General features: G+C 64.4%; 19 protein-coding genes and 1 pseudogene. 11 read left to right on the forward strand and 9 right to left on the reverse strand.

The genetic code is table 11. The features are described from left to right. Nucleotides 1-36 precede the first annotated feature (36 nt). Nucleotides 37-327: a putative quinol monooxygenase gene (locus tag VSR68_RS18530; protein ID WP_342941212.1), complete on the forward strand. Its 291-nt coding sequence runs from the start codon at nucleotides 37-39 to the stop codon at nucleotides 325-327. A gap of 197 nt (nucleotides 328-524) precedes the next feature. Here VSR68_RS18530 and VSR68_RS18535 read toward each other — a convergent pair whose 3' ends face one another. The 4 genes from VSR68_RS18535 to VSR68_RS18550 all read right to left on the reverse strand — a co-directional run bounded on the left by VSR68_RS18535 (nucleotide 525) and on the right by VSR68_RS18550 (nucleotide 2,326). Continuing rightward, nucleotides 525-782 carry a DNA-binding protein gene (locus tag VSR68_RS18535; protein WP_152762150.1) on the reverse strand — a complete coding sequence of 86 codons (258 nt, stop codon included), beginning with the start codon at nucleotides 780-782 and terminating at the stop codon, nucleotides 525-527. 65 nt (nucleotides 783-847) lie between these two features. Further along, entirely contained in the window at nucleotides 848-985 is a 138-nt protein-coding gene (locus VSR68_RS18540) for a hypothetical protein (protein WP_342941213.1), read from the reverse strand. Between the two features lie 86 nt (nucleotides 986-1,071). Continuing rightward, complete coding sequence (locus VSR68_RS18545; RefSeq protein WP_342941214.1) at nucleotides 1,072-1,311, reverse strand: hypothetical protein; 240 nt, start codon at nucleotides 1,309-1,311, stop codon at nucleotides 1,072-1,074. A gap of 325 nt (nucleotides 1,312-1,636) precedes the next feature. Then, nucleotides 1,637-2,326: a YdcF family protein gene (locus VSR68_RS18550; RefSeq protein ID WP_342941215.1), complete on the reverse strand. Its 690-nt coding sequence runs from the start codon at nucleotides 2,324-2,326 to the stop codon at nucleotides 1,637-1,639. Nucleotides 2,327-2,619: 293 nt separating this feature from the next. Here VSR68_RS18550 and VSR68_RS18555 point away from each other — a divergent pair, with 293 nt between their 5' ends. Continuing rightward, nucleotides 2,620-2,934, forward strand: a complete 315-nt coding sequence (locus tag VSR68_RS18555; protein ID WP_209931180.1) for a hypothetical protein — start codon at nucleotides 2,620-2,622, stop codon at nucleotides 2,932-2,934. 350 nt (nucleotides 2,935-3,284) lie between these two features. Here VSR68_RS18555 and VSR68_RS18560 read toward each other — a convergent pair whose 3' ends face one another. Beyond that, nucleotides 3,285-3,557, reverse strand: coding sequence for a hypothetical protein (locus tag VSR68_RS18560; protein WP_342941216.1), 273 nt, complete (start codon nucleotides 3,555-3,557; stop codon nucleotides 3,285-3,287). A 418-nt stretch (nucleotides 3,558-3,975) separates the two neighbouring features. After that, nucleotides 3,976-4,371 (reverse strand): annotated as a pseudogene (locus VSR68_RS18565) (transposase); the annotation flags it as partial. Nucleotides 4,372-4,792: 421 nt separating this feature from the next. On the opposite strand from VSR68_RS18565, the gene VSR68_RS18570 reads away from it, so the two are divergent. From VSR68_RS18570 to truB, 9 genes are all read left to right on the forward strand, one after another. Then, complete coding sequence (locus VSR68_RS18570) at nucleotides 4,793-5,695, forward strand: LysR family transcriptional regulator (RefSeq protein WP_087732727.1); 903 nt, start codon at nucleotides 4,793-4,795, stop codon at nucleotides 5,693-5,695. A gap of 89 nt (nucleotides 5,696-5,784) precedes the next feature. Then, the gene (locus VSR68_RS18575; RefSeq protein ID WP_342941217.1) at nucleotides 5,785-6,972 is read left to right on the forward strand and encodes a pyridoxal phosphate-dependent aminotransferase; all 1,188 of its coding nucleotides are present in this window, start codon (nucleotides 5,785-5,787) and stop codon (nucleotides 6,970-6,972) included. A gap of 324 nt (nucleotides 6,973-7,296) precedes the next feature. Next, complete coding sequence (gene scpB / locus VSR68_RS18580; protein ID WP_342941218.1) at nucleotides 7,297-8,382, forward strand: SMC-Scp complex subunit ScpB; 1,086 nt, start codon at nucleotides 7,297-7,299, stop codon at nucleotides 8,380-8,382. Nucleotides 8,383-8,442: 60 nt separating this feature from the next. After that, nucleotides 8,443-10,206 carry a 23S rRNA pseudouridine(2605) synthase RluB gene (gene rluB / locus VSR68_RS18585; RefSeq protein WP_342941219.1) on the forward strand — a complete coding sequence of 588 codons (1,764 nt, stop codon included), beginning with the start codon at nucleotides 8,443-8,445 and terminating at the stop codon, nucleotides 10,204-10,206. A gap of 454 nt (nucleotides 10,207-10,660) precedes the next feature. Continuing rightward, nucleotides 10,661-11,119 (forward strand): ribosome maturation factor RimP, encoded by a 459-nt coding sequence (gene rimP, locus VSR68_RS18590; protein ID WP_012401123.1) that lies wholly within the window; start codon nucleotides 10,661-10,663, stop codon nucleotides 11,117-11,119. Next, entirely contained in the window at nucleotides 11,116-12,591 is a 1,476-nt protein-coding gene (gene nusA, locus VSR68_RS18595) for a transcription termination factor NusA (RefSeq protein WP_342941220.1), read from the forward strand. The genes rimP and nusA overlap by 4 nt, the downstream gene beginning before the upstream one ends. A 96-nt stretch (nucleotides 12,592-12,687) precedes the next feature. After that, nucleotides 12,688-15,573 (forward strand): translation initiation factor IF-2, encoded by a 2,886-nt coding sequence (infB, locus tag VSR68_RS18600; RefSeq protein WP_342941221.1) that lies wholly within the window; start codon nucleotides 12,688-12,690, stop codon nucleotides 15,571-15,573. Nucleotides 15,574-15,731: 158 nt separating this feature from the next. Next, nucleotides 15,732-16,097, forward strand: a complete 366-nt coding sequence (gene rbfA, locus VSR68_RS18605; protein WP_087732733.1) for a 30S ribosome-binding factor RbfA — start codon at nucleotides 15,732-15,734, stop codon at nucleotides 16,095-16,097. A 23-nt stretch (nucleotides 16,098-16,120) separates the two neighbouring features. Next, entirely contained in the window at nucleotides 16,121-17,050 is a 930-nt protein-coding gene (truB, locus tag VSR68_RS18610; protein ID WP_342941222.1) for a tRNA pseudouridine(55) synthase TruB, read from the forward strand. Between the two features lie 168 nt (nucleotides 17,051-17,218). On the opposite strand, the gene VSR68_RS18615 is transcribed toward truB, so the two are convergent. From VSR68_RS18615 to VSR68_RS18625, 3 genes are all read right to left on the reverse strand, one after another. Next, nucleotides 17,219-18,784 (reverse strand): DHA2 family efflux MFS transporter permease subunit, encoded by a 1,566-nt coding sequence (locus tag VSR68_RS18615; RefSeq protein WP_342941223.1) that lies wholly within the window; start codon nucleotides 18,782-18,784, stop codon nucleotides 17,219-17,221. Between the two features lie 38 nt (nucleotides 18,785-18,822). Continuing rightward, a complete protein-coding gene (locus VSR68_RS18620; RefSeq protein ID WP_342941224.1) occupies nucleotides 18,823-20,043 on the reverse strand; it encodes an EmrA/EmrK family multidrug efflux transporter periplasmic adaptor subunit in 1,221 nt (406 codons plus the stop codon). A gap of 81 nt (nucleotides 20,044-20,124) precedes the next feature. Continuing rightward, a complete protein-coding gene (locus tag VSR68_RS18625) occupies nucleotides 20,125-21,651 on the reverse strand; it encodes an efflux transporter outer membrane subunit (protein ID WP_342941225.1) in 1,527 nt (508 codons plus the stop codon). Nucleotides 21,652-21,675: the final 24 nt, after the last annotated feature.

Raw genomic sequence — 21,675 nt, forward strand, 5'->3', positions numbered from 1 at the left:
CGTTATGCTGCTGATTTCTCAAAAGTGGAGTCCAGCATGTCGGAAATCGCGGTGGTGGCGATCTCGGTAGCGAAGCCGGGACACGAGGAGCAGCTGCGCAAGGCGCTTGAAGGCATCGTCGGGCCGACGCGCAAGGAACGCGGCGCATTGCAGTACGACTTGCACCGCGATCTGCGCGAGCCGCGCCGCTTCATCTTCTTCGAGCGATGGGAAAGTGAAGAGGCGCTCGCCGCGCATGCGAAGTCCGCGCATATCGAGGCGTACAGAAAGGCGTCGGCGGACTGGATCGAGTATGCGGAGTTACGCATCGTATCGAAGATCGCGTGAAGCGCGAGAGCAGCGGGCGACGCCGAAACAGGAAAGCCCGGCAATGCCGTTGCCGGGCTCGCGCTTGCTGGCGTTGCCACCGTGGGTGCTTGCCGCTTCTCCATGCGCATTTCGTTGATGTGCGCTTCGCGTGGTCTCATGCGGCCTTCATGCTGACCACGACTTTTGCGCCGGCGCGCGCATGAGGCTTGATGCGATCAATGCGTCGAGTGCGGCACGTCGAGGATCAGGATGATGGTCCAGTCGGCGTCGCCGTCGTGATGGTACTGACGTTCCGCGACGATGAACGGCTGCTGCTTGCCGGCCGGTCCGAGAAACAGCACGTCGCCTTCCATCGGCAGACATTCGACGGGCGGCAGCGCAAGGAACGCCTCCTGACTGCCGCGCGGCATGAGTTTTTCGATCTTGCGGGATGCTGCTTCAGTCCATTCGATGTCCAGCTGGATGTTGCTCATTCTGTCCTCCGCACAGGGTGCGCACGGGTTGGGTGGGTCATTCGGTGCGCGACTTTAGCATACCGTCAGCGCAGATCCCGCGACACGCGCTGCGCGGTCGGCCGCTCGCGGAAAACGCGCTGGAGCAATGAAAAAGCCGAGGCCGTGCGGGACGGCGTCGGCTTCTGTTCGAGCTTTCGCATCAAGGACGACAGCAGGCGCATGACATGGCGCCATCACGCAGTTGCCGCGTGTGGCGGCGCATGGAGCCTGACTGCGAGGGCCTGTCGCGAGGGCTTGCCGCGGTGGCTTACTGCGCCGGCTCGGCCTGCTTCTTGTGATGCATCGAGCCCTTGTGATGCTTCGGCATCGGCGCAGGCGGCGCGCTTTCCATTGCCTGCTGCTTCGACTGCAGTTCTTGCGCGCGCTGTTCGACGTCGGCGGCCTTCGCCGGATCGGTGCTCATCGTCACCCCCTGGTCCTGCTGCGCGTGCGCCGCGCCCGTCAGTGCCGAAAGGGAAACCAGGATTGCCAGGGACACTTTCTTCATCGCTGCCTCCGTAGAGAGTGGTTGTGGACCCGAGTATGGCTGTCCGTTGGAACGACAGTGCATTCTAGCCAGCAATGTTTGATCCAGCGTATTGTCTGTAACAGAATTCACAGACGGTTACGTTTCGTTACATCGACTCGCCGTCGTCACAGAGCCGCTTCCCAGAAGCCATTGCGCATCAAACCTATTGTGCTTCCGTTCGCCGCATTCGTCTCGACAAGTCAGATTTTCCCGCTCGTGCGTTGCACCGATGATTGTTCGACGCGCTCGAAAAATTCCATCGGATAGCTAAGCAAATTGCGGCCCGCCTGTCGGTTGCCCGCGATCAGAACCGGCCGATCTGCCGGTAGACATGGAACTGCGCAAGGCCGACCAGTTCGTGCAGCGCGATTTCCGCGTCGAACAGATTTTCGCCGCGCGGCAAGAAGCCGAGTTTCGCGTGGCGCGTGTTCGACACGACGGGCAGCGGCTGCATCCCGAAACGGTGAAAGTTGAGCAGCGCCCGTGGCATCTGGTAGGCGGATGTGACGAGAATCAACGAACCGTAATATCCGTCGTGCAAAATCGCTCTGACGTTGCGTGCGTTTTCGTAGGTCGTCAGGCTGCGGTTCTCGAGGATGATGTCGCCGCGCGGCACCTGGGCGCGCAGCAGGTAGGGCAGATAGGTGTCGGCTTCCGTCGCCTCGTGCTCCTGCGGATTGCCGCCGCTTACGATCACGTGACAAACGGGACTGACCTGCTTGCAGCGGGCGTAGAGGTCGGCGCTCTTGTCGATGCGGGCGTAGGCGTCCTTGGGCGGAACGAGCTTGCCGTCATGGTCATGGATGGTGCCCGTGCCGAGCAGCACGATCGCCGTATGGGGCGCGTACGTTGCGGGGGCAACCGTCTGCCCGCCGGGCGGCGCGTGACGCTGGGTCAGGTCGAGCAGCGGCTGGGCGAGCCAGCCCGAACCAAGCGCCCAGTAGAACGCAATCGCTGCCGCGCCGATTATCGTGCGCGCGCTGCGCAGCAGCACGAAAGCTGCAAAAAAAAGCAGCAATAAAGTTAAGAGAATCAATTTTATTGGGGTAACGTATGGTATTCGGACATTTCCACCCGCGGGCCATCGCGCCGATACGGTCGCATCGCCGCCATCTGGAAGCAGAACGCTAGCACGGCGTTCACACGGGGACCGAAAAAAACGGCGGCCAATGCCGTAATCGCGGACCTACGGGGGAAATCTCCGGCCATCCGCGATGCGCGCGTCGACAGACGCGCCATTGTGTCGCGAACAAATAAGTCATGGCTGCACTTAAAGAAAGAAGTGAGATGACCACTTATTCCAACGAAGCCGTACTTGAGGCGCTGCGACGGGCGCAATACCGTCAGGTGCCATGGGCCAAGCGCCCAGGCGTTTTTGAATATCTGCGTTCGCTTGGCATGATGGACACCGTTCGTCAACGGACGGTCGCTCCCGCGCCGGGTTTCCATGCTCCCGTGGACATCGCGGTGCTGACCGAACGTGGCCGCTCCGAATTTGCGCGGCTCGCCCGCGACGAGCGTTCGCTCGACTGGGACGCGCGCCGCATGCGCAACTACGTTTTTGCCGGCGCGGTCGCCGGAGAGAGGGCAGCTGCCGTCTAGACGACGGGCTCTCGCAGGACGCGCGCTCACCATGACAGTGCGGCGTGCGGAAAACGCGTCGTGCGAGGCGCGTCGAGGGCATGTCGCCGCCATTTCCGCTTTTAACACTTTCTTTACGTATGCCGGGCGATGTCGCGCGGCATGCGCGCCGAGTGGCTCTACAGAAGCATTGGACGAAAAAAAGCCCGTATCGCGAGGATACGGGCGTACCGGAATTACTTCTGCCACGCTGTGCTAATGGCAATTGTGAGACTGGCGACCCGGCAGGTGGTTCCCGATTTCACGGATCTTCGTCGCCGCTGCTGCAAAAGCAGCGCTGCGGCGGCCAGTCCGCCTGCTCGCGGCGCGAGTCAGTGCGCGTCCGCCGCCCGCCGTTGCGTGGGCTCGTCTCGCTGCCCGTCGGGCCGCGCCCGCACGTTGCTGGCGATATCGCCGCGCAAATCGCCGCGCGGCGAAGGCGGCGTGAACCCCTGATTACGCGCTTCCGTCTGCTGCCACGCCTGAAGCGTGGCCGGCTGTTCCGGCCGCCAGTTCCAACCCTGCTGCGGGCGTTGCTGCGCGAACGCGGTCGCGGCAATCACTGAAGCGACCATGCCGCAGAAACGCAGTGACATTGGCCTCATGATCGACTCCCGACAAGCCAGTCGGGGCTTGTTTGCATACTTGTACGGTATGCCGCACTGCGAAAGCGTGCTGTAAATAAAAGTAAATGGATGTTTCGCCCCGTCACGGAAGGTATGCAGGTCGCAAAAACGGGAATCGGCGGGCGGCAGGCGCGGGCGCGCGCGGAACGTGGCGGAACTGTGAAGCTGGAAGGCATGCGGTAACGGATGGAAAAATCCGCGGCACGCCTGATGCGTCGTCAGCGAAAGGCGCGAGGCGTCGCGATCGGACGGACGTGCGGCACCGCCGATCTCTCAACGGATCGCCTTCCGCTCTGAACGGGACGCAGGGAAGACGGGGAGGGAATTGGGCGAAAGGCGGTCCCAGAAACGCACCGGGCGCCCCAAGAGGCGCCCGGTGGCGTGGATTGCTACGTCAGGCCATCTTGACGGGCGCGCGCCAGGATTCCGGATTGGTCCAGAACGCGCCGCGCAGACGGTCGCGGCTCGGCGGTGCCGGTGGTTTGGCCGCCGTTGCGCCAATGCGTCCGCGCAACGAGATCTCACGGCCGCTCGTGCCCAGCCGCTTGACTATTTCGGCGAGCGTGCCGTCGGCTTGCCATTCGTCGAAACGGCGACGGCACGTCGGCGGCGACGGATAGCGGCCCGGCAGCTTGGACCAGCCTTCTCCCGTCGACAAAACCCACAACACGGCGTTGACTACCGCGCGAGCTTCGACGCGTGGTCGACCACGGCGTTCGCTCCGTGCCGGCTCCGCACAGAACAACGCCTCGACCAGCGCCCACTCGTTGTCTCTCAAATCGTCGAACACCATCATGTTTCACCTCAGCGAAGCTAACTCCGGTGCGCTGCCCCGCGCTGCGCACTCTTCATGCACCCGAATCCATATCGGGCGCCGGCGGAGAGCCGGCCTGTACCGTTGCGAACTGCTTTTTTCGCCAGTCCGAATCGGCGCCGACTCCTGTGCAAGGGGAAACGCACGAAGCGTGCCATCTTTCACCCAACTGCCTCGAAGCCCCGCCGCATCAAGCCGTTACGGGCGTTAGCCTGGCCCGTATGAGAATCCAAAAAACCCATCCAGCAAATCGGGACAATCACCAATCTTGTGCAATCAGGCCCGCCCCGCGTGCGTTTGCGCCTTCCTGCTGCATTGCAGCGACGCGAAAGAGACGATGCGTAAATGCATCGCAAGTCATAAAATCGGCATCAAACGACATTATTCATGAGGGGAAGAGATGAATGTGACGCTGCGTCAACTGCGCGTGTTCATCGAGGTGGCGCGACTGCAGAGCTTCAGCCGGGCGGGGAGCGAGATTGGGCTGACGCAGTCGGCGGTGAGCCGGTGCGTGCGCGAGCTGGAAGCGGAAATCGGCCTGAAGCTGATCGATCGGACGACGCGCGAAGTGCAGCTCACGGACGTCGGCGGCAATCTGGTCGCGAGCGTGTCGCGGCTGCTCGGCGATCTCGACGATGCGCTGCGCGAAATCCGCGAGATCGGCGAGCAGCGGCGCGGCCGCGTGATGGTGGCCGCCAGCCCGACGATCGCTTGCCGGCTGATGCCGCCGATCGTCGCGGCTTGCGGCAAGCAGTATCCGTTCATCACGCTCGGCCTGCGCGACGACGTGCAGAGCGACGTGGTGCGCAAAGTGAAGTCGGGCGAAGTGGATTTCGGCGTCATCATCGGCCCCGTGTCCGCCGACGATCTGATCGCCGAGGCCTTGATGACCGATTCGTTCTGCCTCGTCTCGCGCGACGATCATCCGCTCGCGGGGCGCAGCGAGGTGGCGTGGCGCGAGCTGGAAGGCGAGCGTCTCGTGTTGCTCGACCATGCGTCGGGCAGCCGGCCGATCATCGATGCCGCGCTGGAGGAGTACGGCGTCAGCGCCAACGTCGTGCAGGAGCTCGGGCATCCGTCGACGGTGTACGGCCTGGTGCAGGAGGGCATCGGCGTGAGCGTGCTGCCGTGGCTCGCGATGCCGTTGCCGGCGGGGTCGTCGCTGGTCACGCGGGCGCTCGTGCCGCGCGCCGAGCGGACCGTCGAGCTGGTGCGGCGGCGCGACCGCTCGCTGTCGCCAGCCGCCGATGCCGTGTGGAACCTGATCCACCAGGTGCCGGGCCGCACCGAGGACTTGCGCTGAGCGCGAGCGTGGCCACGTTGCCGGATTTGCGGCCCCGTATTTTGCGACACGCTACACTCCCATTTCTTGCCGACCCGCCGGAATCTTCGATGAGCGAAACCGATTTGCCCCAGTTCCCCCATGCACGCGATGCCGTGCGCTCGCTGCGCGCGTCGCAGATCCGCGAAGTGGCGAACGCCGGTTTCGGCGTGCCCGACGTGCTGCCGTTCTGGTTCGGCGAATCGGACCGCGTGACGCCGCCGTTCATCCGCGTTGCCGCGAGCGCGGCGCTCGCGTCGGGCGCGACGTTCTACACGCACAACCTCGGCATTGCGCCGTTGCGCGAGACGCTCGCCCGCTACGTGAGCGCGCTGCACGGGCCGACGTCGGTCGAGCATGTGGCCGTCACGAGCGCGGGCGTCAATGCGCTGATGCTGGCCGCGCAGCTGGTGGTCGGCGCGGGCGACCGCGTGGTGGCCGTGACGCCGCTGTGGCCGAATCTCGTCGAGATTCCGAAGATTCTCGGCGCGCACGTCGAAACCGTGTCGCTTGCTTACGGTGCAAACGGCTGGCAACTCGATCTGGACCGGTTGCTCGCGGCGCTCACGCCGGACACGAAGCTGCTGATGCTGAACTCGCCGAACAATCCGACGGGCTGGGTGATGAGCCGCGACGACCAGCGCGCCGTACTCGATCATTGCCGGCGCCTGGGCATCTGGATCGTCGCCGACGAAGTCTACGAACGTCTCTACTACGCGGGCGAGCCGGGGCAATGTGCGCCGTCGTTCCTCGATCTCGCGGGTCGGGACGAGCGCGTGATCTGTGTGAACTCGTTTTCGAAGGCCTGGCTGATGACAGGCTGGCGACTCGGCTGGATCGTCGCGCCGGCGTCGTTGATGGACGATCTCGGCAAGCTCGTCGAGTACAACACTTCGTGTGCGCCGGCGTTCGTGCAGCAGGCGGGCATCGCCGCCATCGAGCAGGGCGGACAGTTCACGCGGGAACTTGTCGGTGAGTTGTGGGCGTCGCGCGATCATCTGGTCGGGGCGCTGTCGGCGCTGCCGGGCATCGATGTGAAAGCGCCGCCGGGTGCGATGTACGTGTTCTTCTCGTTGCCGGGTGCTTCGCGCAGCCTCGATCTGTGCAAGGCGCTCGTGCGCGAGGCGGGGCTCGGTCTTGCGCCGGGCAGCGCGTTCGGCCCGGAGGGAGAGGGCTTCGTGCGCTGGTGCTATGCGTGCGACCCGGCGCGTCTCGATGCGGGCGTCGAGCGTCTCAAGGGCTATCTCGCGCGCCAATGAGCGCATCGACATGTTCGGAACGCGGGGCGACGCAACGGCGCAGCGCCTCGCACCGTGATGCACGGCAGAGTATGCCGATTAAGGTGCAGTTTGGATTTCGTCTTTACGCACCGATTGTTTTTGCGTAATATGGCAGCCAGTCACGCGGATCCCTCGCGGAATTTCGCTGCTCCGTCGTCCGGCTGGGTTTGGCTCGATGCCTGTTTCGCCGCCCCCCGGTGCGTGCTCCCATCAATATGACCGATCAAAATCGGGCGAGCGCGTCTTCAGTTCCACATCGTCTGTTTGATCCGGTTCTTTGACCACAGGGTCTGACCTAGCTGCATGAATACCCAAGAGGCGAAGATCGTCCTCGAGACTGCCTTGATCTGCGCGCAGGAGCCGTTGAAGATCGGCGATTTGCGTAAGCTCTTCGCCGACGGCGTGTCGGCAGACACGGTTCGCACGTTGCTTGAAGACTTGAAGCAGGAGTGGTCCGGACGCGGTGTCGAACTCGTCGGACTCGCTTCCGGCTGGCGTTTTCAGAGCAAGCCCGCGATGCGCGCGTATCTCGACCGCCTGAATCCCGAGAAGCCGCCGAAGTACTCGCGCGCGGTCCTCGAGACGCTCGCGATCATCGCGTACCGGCAGCCTGTCACGCGCGGCGATATCGAGGAGATTCGCGGCGTGACCGTGAACACGCAGGTCGTCAAGCAGCTCGAAGACCGCGGCTGGATCGAAGTGATCGGTCATCGCGACGTGCCGGGACGCCCTGCACTGTATGCGACGACGCGTTCGTTCCTCGATGACCTCGGCCTGAAGTCGCTCGAAGAACTGCCGCCGCTCGACGATCCGTCGGCACAGTCGAACATGGATCTGCTCACGCAGCACGCAATCGAATTCGCGGATGGCGAAGCGGGCGACGAAAGCGCCGCAGCGGATCTCGGCGACGTCGAAGGCACGGCTCATGCTGCATCGGAAGCAGCGGAACCCGCTGGTGTCGCCGAAGCCGAGACTCACGGCGAGCAAACGGAACAAGCTGGCGAGCAACCAGAGCCTGCGGAAGAAGTGCATGCACTGCGCGGCGTAATGCACGACATGCACGACGCGCAAGGCACGCAAGACGCCGCGCCCGACGACGCCAAAAGCAGCATCGGGCAAGCGGACGTGTTGCCGTCCACCGAACAGCACAGCACCGCGCAGGCGGCGCATGAAACGGAGTCGGCTCACCCAGCCGGATCTGCCGCGCAGTCGGAAGACGAACACGAAGACACGCGCAAATCGCATAACGAGACCGGGCACGCGCAGCGCGCCAATCCGGCCGAAACAGACCAGACTCACGCGGTGCATGACGATCGGCACGATCGTCGCGACACCGCCCAGGACGCAGGCGAGCTGACCGACGACGAAGCCGAGTCGCGCAGCGCCTGACGTAACCGTACCTTTTGGCGCGCCCGCAACGGGCGCGCGACCAGACATTTTGAGGTTGTTTTGACAGACATCCACGACACCGATTCGCCCGAATCCGAGCGCGCCGTTGCCGCCGCGCGTCCCGACGAGACGCGTACGGCGCGAGCATCGGCAGCCGACAGCGAGCGGCCCGCGCAGGCGTCCGAAGGCGAAGGCGAAGAGCGTCCGCGCCGCGGCTTGCGCCGGGGGCCGCGCAGCCTGATCGCGCGTCGCCGCGCCGGCACGAAGGCGAAGACGGCCGAAGCCGCCGACGCGCAGCCGGCGCCCATCGCGGCGGAAGCGCCGCCCGACGGCGAAGTCGTCGCGCAGGTGCGCACGCCGCGTAAGGACGCGGGCGTGAAAGGACACGGTGGCCAAGGCGGCCAGGGCGGCCGCCGCGCGGGCGGCAAGCAGGGCGGGCAGCAAGGCGGCCAGCGCAAGAATCGCGGCGGCGGTAGTGTCGCGGCGCCCGCAGCCGCCGCTGAAGGTGACAAGCAGGATGACCTGTTCGCGTACGTGACATCGCCGGCGTTCGACGCCGACAACTCGACGACGGGCGGCGTGCGCGCGCCGATGCTGCGGCGTGGCCGCGCGGCGGCGCCCAAGCGCGTGCTGGCGCCGGACGACGACGCACCGAAGCTGCACAAGGTGCTCGCCGAAGCGGGCATGGGCTCGCGTCGGGAGATGGAAGAGCTGATCGTCGCGGGCCGCGTGTCGGTGAACGGCGAGCCGGCGCACATCGGCCAGCGCATCATGCCGACCGACCTCGTGCGCATCAACGGCAAGCCCGTCAAGCGCAAGCTGCAGAACAAGCCACCGCGCGTGCTGCTGTATCACAAGCCGACGGGCGAAATCGTCAGCCACGCCGATCCGGAAGGCCGTCCTTCCGTGTTCGACAAGCTGCCGCCGATGAAGACGGCAAAGTGGCTCGCCGTCGGCCGTCTGGACTTCAATACGGAAGGCCTGTTGATGCTCACCACGTCGGGCGATCTGGCCAACCGCTTCATGCATCCGCGCTACAGCGTCGAGCGTGAATATGCGGTGCGCGTCGTCGGCGAACTGACGGAAGGCAACCGGCAAAAGCTGTTGCACGGCGTCGAGCTGGACGACGGTCCGGCGAACTTCCTGCGCATCCGCGATGGCGGCGGCGAAGGCACGAATCACTGGTATCACGTCGCGCTCGCCGAAGGGCGTAACCGCGAGGTGCGCCGCATGTTCGAGGCCGTCGGCCTGATGGTCAGCCGGCTGATCCGCACGCGTCACGGCCCGATCCTGCTGCCGCGCGGCCTGAAGCGTGGCCGCTGGGAAGAGCTCGAGGACAATCAGGTGCGCAGCCTGATGGCGTCGGTTGGCCTGAAGGCGCCGACCGAAGAGAAGAGCGGCGGCCGCCGCAACGAAACGGAGCGTCGTCAGCCCGATCCGATGCAGACGTCGATGGGCTTCATCAACCGCGAGCCGGTGCTGATGTCGCATGGCCGCTTCGATCAGCAGCCGCGCGGCGGGCAGGGTCGCCGCGGCAAGGCGCCGAGCGCGTTCGGCGCGGTGAATTCCGGCCTGGGTGGATTCGGCAACACGAACGGCAATCGCGAAGGGCGTGGCCGTGGTGGCCGGGATGGCCGCGACGTCGACGGCAATCGCGCGCCGTCGGGCAATCGCGCGGCAGCGGGCGGCAATGCGAAGCGCAGCGGCGGTAATCGCACGCCGAACGGCAACCGTCCTAACAACGGAAATCGCGCCGGCGGCAATCCGAACGCCGGCGGCAACCGCAGCGGCGGCGCGCCGCGCAACCGTTCGCGCGGACGCTGATCGCCCCGGCGCGGCAGGCGGTCTCGGGCTCGAGCCGTCCGCCGCGACGTTGTGATCGCGCTGCGGCGTCGGTGTCTCGATTCAGCTCCACCGTTTGCAGGCGCATTCAAGCTGTTTGAAGCGCGGGTGCAAACCCGCGCAAACTGCCCGAAAAAGCCCAGCTTTAACCCTTGATTGCGGCGAAATCAGCCGCAAATGCGGCTGGCGAGCCCACCGGCTGTTTGCGTTTGTCCTGAAAAATGGCTACAATCACAAAGTCACTGGGCGTGCGGTTTCATGTGCGGCTCAGGTGCGACCACCGGCAATAAGATGATGGGCGTTTCGCCCATTTTTTTTTGCCGCTCAGTTCTTACGTGGGTCGGCATCTCGGGTAGCACGAACGTGCGCCGGCTTGGCGCGCAGCTCGCGGGTGTATCGCAAGGCTTGCAGCGCGAACATCTTAGAGGGCAGCACTGTGCAACTGACGGAACTGATTGAAACCACGGTCGTGGGCCTCGGCTACGAGCTCGTCGATCTCGAGCGCACCGGGCGCGGCATGCTGTGCATCTATATCGACCAGCCTGCCGGCATCGCGATCGAAGACTGCGAAAAAGTTACTCGTCAGCTCCAGCACGTTCTGACGGTCGAAAATATCGATTACGAGCGGCTTGAAGTATCGTCGCCGGGTCTGGACCGGCCGCTGAAGAAACTGGCGGACTTCGAACGCTTCGCGGGCAGCGAGGCGGTCATCACATTGAAAAAACCATTGGACGGACGGAAATCGTACCGGGGCATCCTGCATGCACCCGAAGGCGAAACGATCGGTCTGGAATTTGAAGGGAAGGAAGGCGCCGCGATGCTGGATTTCACGCTCGCGGATATCGACAAGGCACGCCTCGTTCCGAAAGTTGACTTTAGGAGCCGCAAACAATGAGTCGCGAAGTGTTGATGCTGGTGGATGCGCTGGCACGCGAAAAAAATGTCGACAAGGACGTGGTTTTTGCCGCGCTCGAGGCAGCGCTCGCGTCTGCATCCAAGAAACTCTTCGACGAAGACGCGGACATCCGCGTCCATATCGACCGTGAAAGCGGCGAGCACGAGACGTTCCGTCGCTGGAAAGTCGTGCCGGACGAGGCGGGCCTGCAGGAGCCGGATCAGGAAATCCTGTTGTTCGAAGCGCGCGAGCAGAAGCCCGACGCGGAGATCGACGACTTCCTGGAAGAGCCCGTTCCGTCGATCGAATTCGGCCGCATCGGCGCGCAGGCCGCCAAGCAGGTGATCCTGCAGAAGGTGCGCGACGCGGAGCGCGAGCAGATCCTGAACGACTTCCTCGAGCGCGGCGAAAACATCATGACGGGCACCGTCAAGCGTCTCGACAAAGGCAACTTCATCGTCGAGTCGGGCCGCGTCGAAGCGCTGCTGCGCCGCGATCAGCTGATTCCGAAGGAAAACCTGCGCGTCGGCGACCGCGTGCGCGCCTATATCGCGAAGGTCGATCGCACCGCGCGCGGCCCGCAGATCGAACTGTCGCGCACCGCGCCCGAGTTCCTGATGAAGCTCTTCGAAATGGAAGTGCCGGAAATCGAGCAGGGCCTGCTGGAAATCAAGGCGGCGGCACGCGATCCCGGCGTGCGCGCGAAGATCGGCGTCGTCGCTTACGACAAGCGCATCGATCCCATCGGCACCTGCGTCGGCATTCGCGGCTCGCGCGTGCAGGCCGTGCGCAACGAGCTCGGTGGCGAAAACGTCGACATCGTGCTATGGTCGGAAGATCCCGCCCAGTTTGTGATCGGCGCGCTCGCGCCGGCAGCCGTCCAGTCGATCGTCGTCGATGAAGAAAAGCATTCGATGGACGTCGTCGTCGACGAGAACGAACTGGCCGTCGCTATCGGCCGCAGTGGCCAGAACGTGCGTCTTGCCAGCGAGCTCACCGGCTGGCAGATCAACATCATGACGCCGGACGAGTCTGCGCAGAAGCAGAACCAGGAACGCGGCGTACTGCGTGACCTGTTCATGGCTCGTCTCGATGTCGACGAGGAAGTCGCCGACATCCTGATCGACGAAGGTTTCACGAGTCTCGAAGAGATTGCGTACGTGCCGCTCAACGAGATGCTCGAAATCGAAGCATTCGATGAAGACACGGTTCACGAACTGCGTAATCGCGCTCGTGACGCACTGCTGACGATGGCGATTGCGAACGAGGAGAAGGTCGAAGGCGTTGCGCTCGACCTGAAGAGCCTGGAAGGCATGGATGCCGATCTGCTCGCGAAGCTGGCTGAACATCAGATCCAGACGCGCGACGAACTGGCAGAACTGGCTGTCGACGAGCTGGTCGAGATGACGGGGATGAATGAGGACGCCGCGAAGGCGTTGATCATGAAGGCCCGTGAACACTGGTTTCAATGAGATCCACGACCATGAACCACTGATCTGATCGCGGCCGCAAGGCTGCATGACCCGATGCTAACCGCAAGGAATCGGTCCTTGCATTAAGAGGAATGAATGGCGAGTAACAACGTAGCCCAATTTGCCGCGGAACTGAAAATGCCTGCAGGCGTGCTGCTCGAGCAGCTGCAGGCGGCGGGCGTCCAGAAAGCGAGTGAAGACGATGCCTTGTCTGAGACGGACAAGGCGCGTCTGCTCGACCACTTGCGCAGGTCGCACGGCTCGAACGATGCTGACAAGCGCAAGATCACGCTGACGCGCCGGCATACGTCGGAAATCAAACAGTCCGACGCCACGGGTAAAGCTCGCACCATTCAGGTCGAAGTGCGCAAGAAGCGCACGTTCGTCCGCCGCGATGAAGCGGCCGAACAGGCGGAAGTAGCGGGCAACGGTCAGGAAGCGGAAGATCTCGAACTGCAGCGTCGCGAGGAAGAAGCGCGTCACGCGGCGGAGCTGCTCGAAAAGCAGGCGCTGGAGCTGAAGGAGCGCCAGGAGCGTCTCGCGCGCGAAGAAGCCGAGCGCCAGGAACGCGAGCAGGCGGCCGAGGCGGAGCGTCGCCGTGCCGAAGATGAATCGGCGAAGAAGCGCGCAGCGGCCATGGCCGAAGCGGCGGCTCGCGAGCAGGCCGAGCAGGAGCGCGCATCGCAGGATGAAGAGCGCGCAGCGGCGGAACGCGCAGCGCAGCGCGAAGCGGCGAAGAAGGCCGAAGACGCTGCACGCGAGCAGGCCGAGAAGGCACGCCTCGAACAGGAAGAAATCGCGAAGCGCCGCGCGGCGGCTGAGGCCGAAGCACGCGCGATCCGCGAAATGATGAGCACGCCGCGCAAGGCGCAGGTGAAGGCGCCGGAACCGGCACCGAAGCCCGCCGAGCCGGCCAAGCCCGCCGAAGCGAAGGGCACGCTGCACAAGCCGGCGCGTCCCCCTGGCGAAACGTCGGCGCGTCCGGCCGCGAAGAAGCCTGCGCCCGCAGCAGCGGCGCAACCGGCTGCGACTGCGCAGCCGGCGGGTCCCGCTGGCGACAAGAAGAAGCCGGGCGGCAAGGGCGGATGGCAAGACGACGCAGCGAAGCGCCGCGGCATCAAGACGCGCGGCGACACGAGCGGCGGTGTCGATCGCGGCTGGCGCGGTGGTCCGAAGGGCCGTGGCAAGCATCAGGAAGCCACGACCTTCCAGGCGCCGACCGAGCCGATCGTGCGTGAAGTGCACGTGCCGGAAACCATTACGGTTGCCGACCTCGCTCACAAGATGTCGGTGAAGGCTTCGGAAGTCATCAAGGTGATGATGAAGCTTGGCCAGATGGTCACGATCAACCAGATGCTGGACCAGGAAACGGCGATGATCGTCGTCGAGGAACTGGGCCACCATGCCGTCGCGGCGAAGCTGGACGATCCGGAAGCGATGCTGATCGAAGGCGATGCGTCGGATGCGCCGCAACTGCCGCGTCCTCCCGTCGTCACGGTCATGGGTCACGTCGACCACGGCAAGACCTCGCTGCTCGACTACATCCGTCGCGCGAAGGTTGCGGCGGGCGAAGCGGGCGGCATTACGCAGCACATCGGCGCGTATCACGTCGAAACGCCGCGTGGCGTCATCACGTTCCTCGATACGCCGGGTCACGAAGCGTTCACGGCAATGCGTGCGCGCGGTGCGAAGGCAACCGACATCGTGATTCTCGTCGTCGCAGCCGATGACGGCGTGATGCCGCAGACGAAGGAAGCGATCTCGCACGCGAAGGCGGGCGGCGTGCCTCTCGTCGTCGCGATCAACAAGATCGACAAGCCGGAAGCGAATCCGGAACGCGTGAAGCAGGAACTCGTCGCGGAAGGCGTGGTGCCGGAAGAATACGGCGGCGATTCGCCGTTCGTTCCGGTGTCGGCAAAGACGGGCTCGGGCATCGACGATCTGCTCGAAAACGTGTTGCTGCAAGCCGAGGTGCTGGAACTGAAGGCACCCGTCGAAGCACCGGCGAAGGGCCTCGTGATCGAAGCGAAGCTCGACAAGGGTAAGGGTCCTGTTGCAACGATCCTCGTCCAGTCGGGTACGCTCAATCGCGGCGACGTCGTGCTGGCAGGCAGCGCCTACGGCCGCGTGCGCGCGATGCTCGACGAAACCAGCAAGCCGACCAAGACGGCGGGTCCGTCGATCCCGGTGGAAATCCAGGGTCTGTCGGAAGTGCCGGCGGCGGGCGAAGAAGTCATCGTCATGCCGGACGACCGCAAGGCTCGCGAAATCGCGCTGTTCCGTCAGGGCAAGTTCCGCGACGTGAAGCTCGCGAAGCAGCAGGCCGCGAAGCTCGAAAACATGCTCGAGCAGATGGGCGAAGGCGAAGTGCAGCATCTGCCGCTCATCGTCAAGGCCGACGTGCAGGGCTCGCAGGAAGCACTGGTGCAGGCGCTGCTCAAGCTGTCGACGGACGAAGTGCGCGTGCAGATCGTGCACAGCGCGGTCGGCGGCATCAGCGAATCGGACGTCAACCTGGCGACGGCATCGAAGGCGGTCATCATCGGCTTCAACACCCGCGCGGACGCGCAGGCTCGCAAGCTGGCGGAGACCAACGGCATCGACATCCGCTACTACAACATCATCTACGACGCAGTGGATGAGGTGAAGGCGGCGATGTCGGGCATGCTGGCGCCGGAGAAGCGCGAAGTCGTCACGGGCATGGTCGAAGTGCGCCAGGTCTTCAAGGTGCCGAAGGTCGGCACGGTGGCGGGCTGTATGGTCACGGACGGTGTGGTCAAGCGTACGTCGTCGGTGCGCGTGCTGCGCAACAACGTCGTGGTTCACACGGGCGATCTCGATTCGCTCAAGCGCTTCAAGGACGACGTCAAGGAAGTGCGCCAGGGCTTCGAATGCGGTATGTCGGTGAAGAACTTCAACGACATCCAGGAAGGCGACCAGTTCGAAGTCTTCGAAGTCACAGAAGTCGCGCGTACGCTGTAATTCAGGCGTCGAGCGCATGAGGGGCGGGGCGGGCGCTTGAGCCCAATCCCGCCCCTTTGTTTTTTGCATCGAATGTTGAGTTGTCGTGTTTGCGTTGGAGTCCGTGGCTCGTTGCCGCCGAATGCGCGAACACATTGCCACCGGATCACGGATTCACCATGCCTAAGAAACGTACATCTCCCAACCGCAACGTACAGATCGCCGATCAGATTCAGCGCGATCTGTCCGAACTGATTCGCGAGGTTAAAGACCCGCGCATCGGTATCGTCACTTTTCAGAGCGTCGAGCTGACGCCTGACTATGCGCACGCGAAGGTCTACTTCACGACGCTGACGGGCGATCCGCTCCAGACGCAGGACGCGCTCAATCACGCGGCCGGTCATCTGCATAACCTGTTGTTCAAGCGCCTGCATATCCACACGGTGCCGACGCTGCATTTCCACTACGACAAGACGATCGAGCGAGCGGTGGAGATGTCGCGCCTGATCGACGAGGCGAACGCCACGCGCGCGAAAGACGACTGATCGAAGTCGAGGCACGCGCGCATATGACTCAGAATCCACGTCCCAAAGTGCCGCGCCGCGCGCTCGATGGCGTGTTGCTGCTCGACAAGCCAGTGGGTCTGTCGAGCAACGACGCGCTGATTCGCGCGAAGCGTCTGTATCTCGCGAAGAAGGCGGGCCACACGGGCACGCTCGACCCGCTCGCATCCGGACTCCTGCCGCTTTGCTTCGGCGAAGCGACGAAGTTTTCGCAAGACCTGCTCGACGCGGACAAAACCTACGAAGCGACGATGCGCCTGGGCATACGCACGACAACGGGCGATGCGGAAGGCGAAGCGATCGAAACGCGCGACGTAGCGTGCGACCAGCCCGCCGTCGAGCGGGCGCTCGCGCAATTTCGCGGCGACATCGTGCAGGTGCCTCCGATGTATTCGGCGCTCAAGCGCGACGGCAAGCCGCTGTACGAGTATGCGCGCGCCGGGCAGACCGTCGAGCGCGAAGGACGTCAGGTGACGATCCATGCGCTGGAGCTCGTCGCGTGTGCGCTGCCGGATGTGACGTTTCGCGTGACGTGCAGCAAGGGTACCTATGTGCGCACGCTGGCCGAGGACATCGGCGAGGCGCTTGGTTGCGGCGCGCATCTGGTGATGCTGCGGCGAACGGGCGTCGGCGTGCTGACGCTCGAGCACTCGGTCACGCTCGACGCGCTGTCCGACGCGACGGAAAGCGAGCGGGACGCGTGGCTGCAGCCTGTCGACGCGTTGCTGACGACGTTCCCGTCGGTGCAACTCGATGCGGAAGCGACGCGTCGCTTCCTGCACGGCCAGCGCTTGCGGCTTGCGGATCTTTCCGTCGGTGACGATGTGCTGCACGCCGCCCGGACGCGCGTTTATGCGAGCGAAGGCAAACTGCTTGGCGTGGCGAGAGTGGGCGAGGGCGTGCTTGCGCCCGAGCGACTGATCGTGACGGCCTGATAACGGTCTCGCAACGATCTGATAACGGCCTGACGGCAGCAAGACTCGCTAACAGACAATCTGCGCAAGCAGCAAAAAAGGCGGACCGCAATCGAGCGGCACCGCCTTTTTTCTTGCCGACTGATTGATGCGACGACGAATCGAGGCATCAGCCGGCAATGAGCAGAATCAATGCGCCGCTGACGCCGCCGCGCTCGCGTCGCCGCTGGCCGCGCGTTCGGGACGCGTGACCCAGATCAGCGCAATCAGCGCAACGAAAATTCCCGCCGACACATAGAACAGATCGTTCACGCCGAGTTGCGCGGCCTGCTGCGTCGTCATCGAGTTGAAGAGCCCGTACGCTTGCGCCTGGTTCAACCCGACGCCGCCCATCTGCGTGATCGACTGGTCGAACACCGGGTTGTATGCGTTCGCGCGCTCGGTCAACTGCGCGTGATGCAGGATCGAGCGATGGTCCCACGCGGTCTCGAAGATCGAGGTGCCGATGCCGCCGCACATGATCCGCACGAAGTTCGACAGACCGGAAGCGGCCGGAATCCGGTTGCCGGGCAAGCCCGACAGCGTGATCGACACGAGCGGGATGAAGAAGCCCGCCATGCCGATGCCTTGAATCAGCGTCGGCAGCATCAGCGAGTACGTGTCGACGCCGGTCGTGTACCGCGAGCGCATCCAGAAGCACAGCGCGAACACGAGAAACGACGCCGTCGAGATATAGCGCGGATCGGTGCGCGGCAGGATCTTGCCCGTCAGCGGCGACAGCAGGATCGCGAACACGCCGACGGGGGCCATCACGAGGCCGGCGTCCGTCGCCGTGTAGCCGATGTCGGTTTGCAGCCAGAGCGGCAGCAGCACGAGATTGCCGAAGTACAGGCCGTAGCCGATCGCGAGCGCGACCGTGCCGCCCGTGAAATTGCGCAGCTTGAAGAGCGACAGGTCGACGACGGGATGCTTGTCCGTCAGCTCCCACACGATGAAGAACGCCAGCGCGATCACCGCGGTGAGCGCGAGCACGACGATCGTCGTCGACGAGAACCAGTCGAGGTCCTTGCCCTTGTCGAGCATGACCTGCAGCGAGCCGACCCACGTAATCAGCAGCACGAGGCCGACGATGTCGATCGGCGCTTTCTTGATGACGGAATCGCGGTTGCGGAAGATCGCCCACGTCGCGGCCGCGGCGACGATGCCGACAGGGATGTTTACGTAGAAAATCCACGGCCACGAGATGTTGTCCGAGATCCAGCCGCCGAGAATCGGACCGGCGACGGGCGCGATCAGCGTCGTCATCGCCCACATCGAGAGCGCCATCGGCGCCTTCGCGCGCGGATAGCTCGCGAGCAACAGCGTCTGCGACAGCGGAATCATCGGGCCGGCGACCGCGCCCTGAAGCACGCGCGACGCGAGCAGGAACGGCAGATTCGGCGAGAGGCCGCACATCCACGACGAGATCACGAACAGCACGATCGACGCCATGAAGAGACGCACCTGGCCGATGCGGTCCGTGAGCCAGCCCGTCAGCGGCACGGAGATCGCGTTCGCGACCGCGAACGACGTGATCACCCACGTGCCCTGATCGGCGGATACGCCGAGGTCGCCGGAAATCGACGGAATCGAGACGTTCGCGATCGACGTGTCCAGCACATTCATGAAAACGGCGAGCGACACCGCGATGGTGCCGATCACCAGTTGCGCGCCCTCCAGCGGCGGGTGAGGGACGTGCGCTTGAGCCTGAGCCATCTATTGTTCGAACCTTGTTGAATGCAGATGGATGCCGCTCACATCAGCTTCGGCGTGGCCTTCGAGCCGGACGCCGCCTTCTGCGGCGCGCCGGCGTTCGGACCTGCGTTTTCCGAAATGATGCGTGCGATTTCCGAGTCGGCTTCGTCGCCGTACTTGTCGAAGACGTTGGTCTGATAGACGGTGTTCTGCGCGCTGCCGAGCTCGCCGCCCGTGTCATCCTTGATGCTCACGTCGACCTGCATCGACAGGCCGATGCGCAGCGGATGCTTTTCGAGCTCCTGCGGATCGATCGCGATACGCACGGGCAGACGCTGCACGACCTTGATCCAGTTACCCGTCGCGTTCTGCGCGGGCAGCAGCGAGAACGCCGAACCCGTACCCGCCGAGAAGCCGACCACCTTGCCGTGATACTTCACCGACGAGCCGTAGACGTCCGCTGTCAATTCGACGGGCTGACCGATGCGCATGTGCTTCAGTTGCACTTCCTTGAAGTTCGCGTCGACCCACACGGCGTTGAGCGGCACGATCGCCATCAGCGGATTGCCCGGCGACACGCGCTGGCCGACCTGCACCGAGCGCTTCGCGACGTAGCCCGTGACGGGCGCGGGCAGCGTGTTGCGCGCGTTGTTCAGATACGCGTCGCGGACCTTGGCGGCTGCGGCCTGCACGTTCGGATGGCTTGCGATCGTCGTGTTGGCCGTCAGCGCGCGGTTGGACGCGAGTTGCTGCTGAGAGGCGTCGAGCGCGGCTTGTGCGCTCTTCACGGCATCGCGTGCGTGCGAGATTTCTTCCTGCGACACGGCGCCCGTTTGCGCGACGGTCATGCGGCGCTTCAAGTCGTCCTGGGCACGCGACAGATCGGCCTGACGAACGGCGACTTGCGCCTGGTACTGGCTGTCGTCGGCGTAGAGGCCGCGCACCTGGCGCACGACCTGGCCGAGATTCGCTTCCGCCGATTGCAGAGCGATGCGCGAATCGGCGGGATCGAGCACGACGAGCGGATCGCCGGACTTGACGGTTTGCGTGTCGTCCGCGTTCACGGCGATCACCGTGCCCGTGACTTGCGGCGTGATCTGCACGACGTTGCCGTTCACGTATGCGTCGTCGGTGTCCTCGTGGAAGCGCGCGACGAGGAAGTAGTAGAGGCCGTACGCGATCGCGGCAATCAGGATCACGATGACGAGCAGCGTCATCATGCGCTTGCGTTTGCCGTTGCTGGCCGGCTGCGCGTTAGCGGGTTGTTGGGGCGTGCTCATGAATAGGCTCCGGATTCTGTCAGTCTGTATCGTTTATTCGGATCGCAATGTGCTGTGCGTGTGCTTGCTCGCTTCGCGCGCTCAGTTCGACGCATGGGCCGCCGACGCGGGCGAGGACGCCGCCGACGACGATGCGGGCGCATCCGTCGGCACGACGAGTCCCGTCTGCGTCGCGTCGAAGCCGCCGCCGAGCGCCTTGATCAGCGCGATCTGCAAGTCGCGGCGGCGCATCTTCAGGTTCGTCACAGTCTGCTCCGCGGCGAGGCGGTTCTCGTCGGCGTTCAGCACCTGCAGTTGCGGCGAGAGTCCTGCCTTGTAGCGGATCACGGCGAGTTCATACGCCTTCGTCGACGCGTCCAGTGCGCGTTGTGCATCGCCTTGCTGGCGGTCGATCGAGCGGATCGACGAAATCTGCGTGGCCACGTCGGACAGCGCGTTGATCAGCGTCTGGTTGTAGTTCGCGACGTCCAGGTCGAAGTCGGCGTAGCGGCCCTTCAGTTGCGAGCGCAGCGCGCCGGCGTCGAAGATGGGCAGGTGGATCGCGGGGCCGAACTGGATCTGACGGCTCGAAGCCGTCAGGAAGCGGCTCCAGCCGAACGCGTCGAAGCCGAACGCGGCGGCGAGGTTCACGTCCGGGAAGAACTCGGCCTTCGCTTCCTTCACGTCGTGCATCGCGGCTTCGACCTGCCAGCGCGCGGCGACGATGTCGGGGCGGCGCGAAACGAGGTCGGCGGGCACGTTGTCCGGCAGCGTGACGGCGCCGCCCGGATTGAACACAGGCTTGGCGATTTGCAGGCCGCGGTCCGGGCCTTTGCCGAGCAGCGCGCCGAGCTGGTAGCGGGTGGTCGTGATCTGGCCGTCGAGTTCGGTCAGGTTCGACTGGCTGGTCGCGATGTTGCCGTTCGCCGTCTGACGCTCGACGTTCGTATCGAGACCGGCGGCGACGCGGCCGTTCGTGATCGAGCCGACCGTCTGGCGGTTCTTGATCTCGCGCTCGGCGATGTCGCGCAGCGCGTAAAGCTGCGCGAGCGCGTTGTACGTGCGCGCGACGGACGCGGCGAGCGTCACGCGTGCCTGTTGCATATCGGCTTCGGCGGCCTTTTCCTGCGACACAGCCTGGCCGAGCCGCTGACGGTTCTTACCCCAGAGGTCGAGATCCCAGGAGGCACTGGCGAGCACATTGTTTTCGCTATACCACGTCCCGCCGAACGGCGGCGGGAACAGCGCGTTTTCCGAATACAGCTCGCGGGTCCACGAGTAGCTGCCCTCGACTTTCGGATACAGCGCCGATTTCGACGACTCGATATAGGACGACGCCTTTGCGATACGCGCCTGCGCCTGCGCGATCGACGGATTGCCCTCGAGTGCTTCCGAGATCAGCTGAGGCAGCTGCGAATCGCCGAACTGGTTGGCCCAGTCGAGCGTCGGCCACTGGCCGCCTTCGGCGGGCAGGCTTTGCGCGGACTCGAACTGCGAACTGGGCGCGATCTGCTTGTCGTCCTTCAGATCGAAGTAGTTCGCGCAGCCGGCCAGGGTCAGCGCCGCGACGGCGGCAGCGACGGCGGCCCGGCACGACGATGCGCGCGCGCGCGTCGTCAGGAATTTCATCGCTGGACTCTCTGCGTGTAATGG

The organism is Paraburkholderia phymatum (genome assembly GCF_038900715.1).
Taxonomy (GTDB): domain Bacteria; phylum Pseudomonadota; class Gammaproteobacteria; order Burkholderiales; family Burkholderiaceae; genus Paraburkholderia; species Paraburkholderia phymatum_A.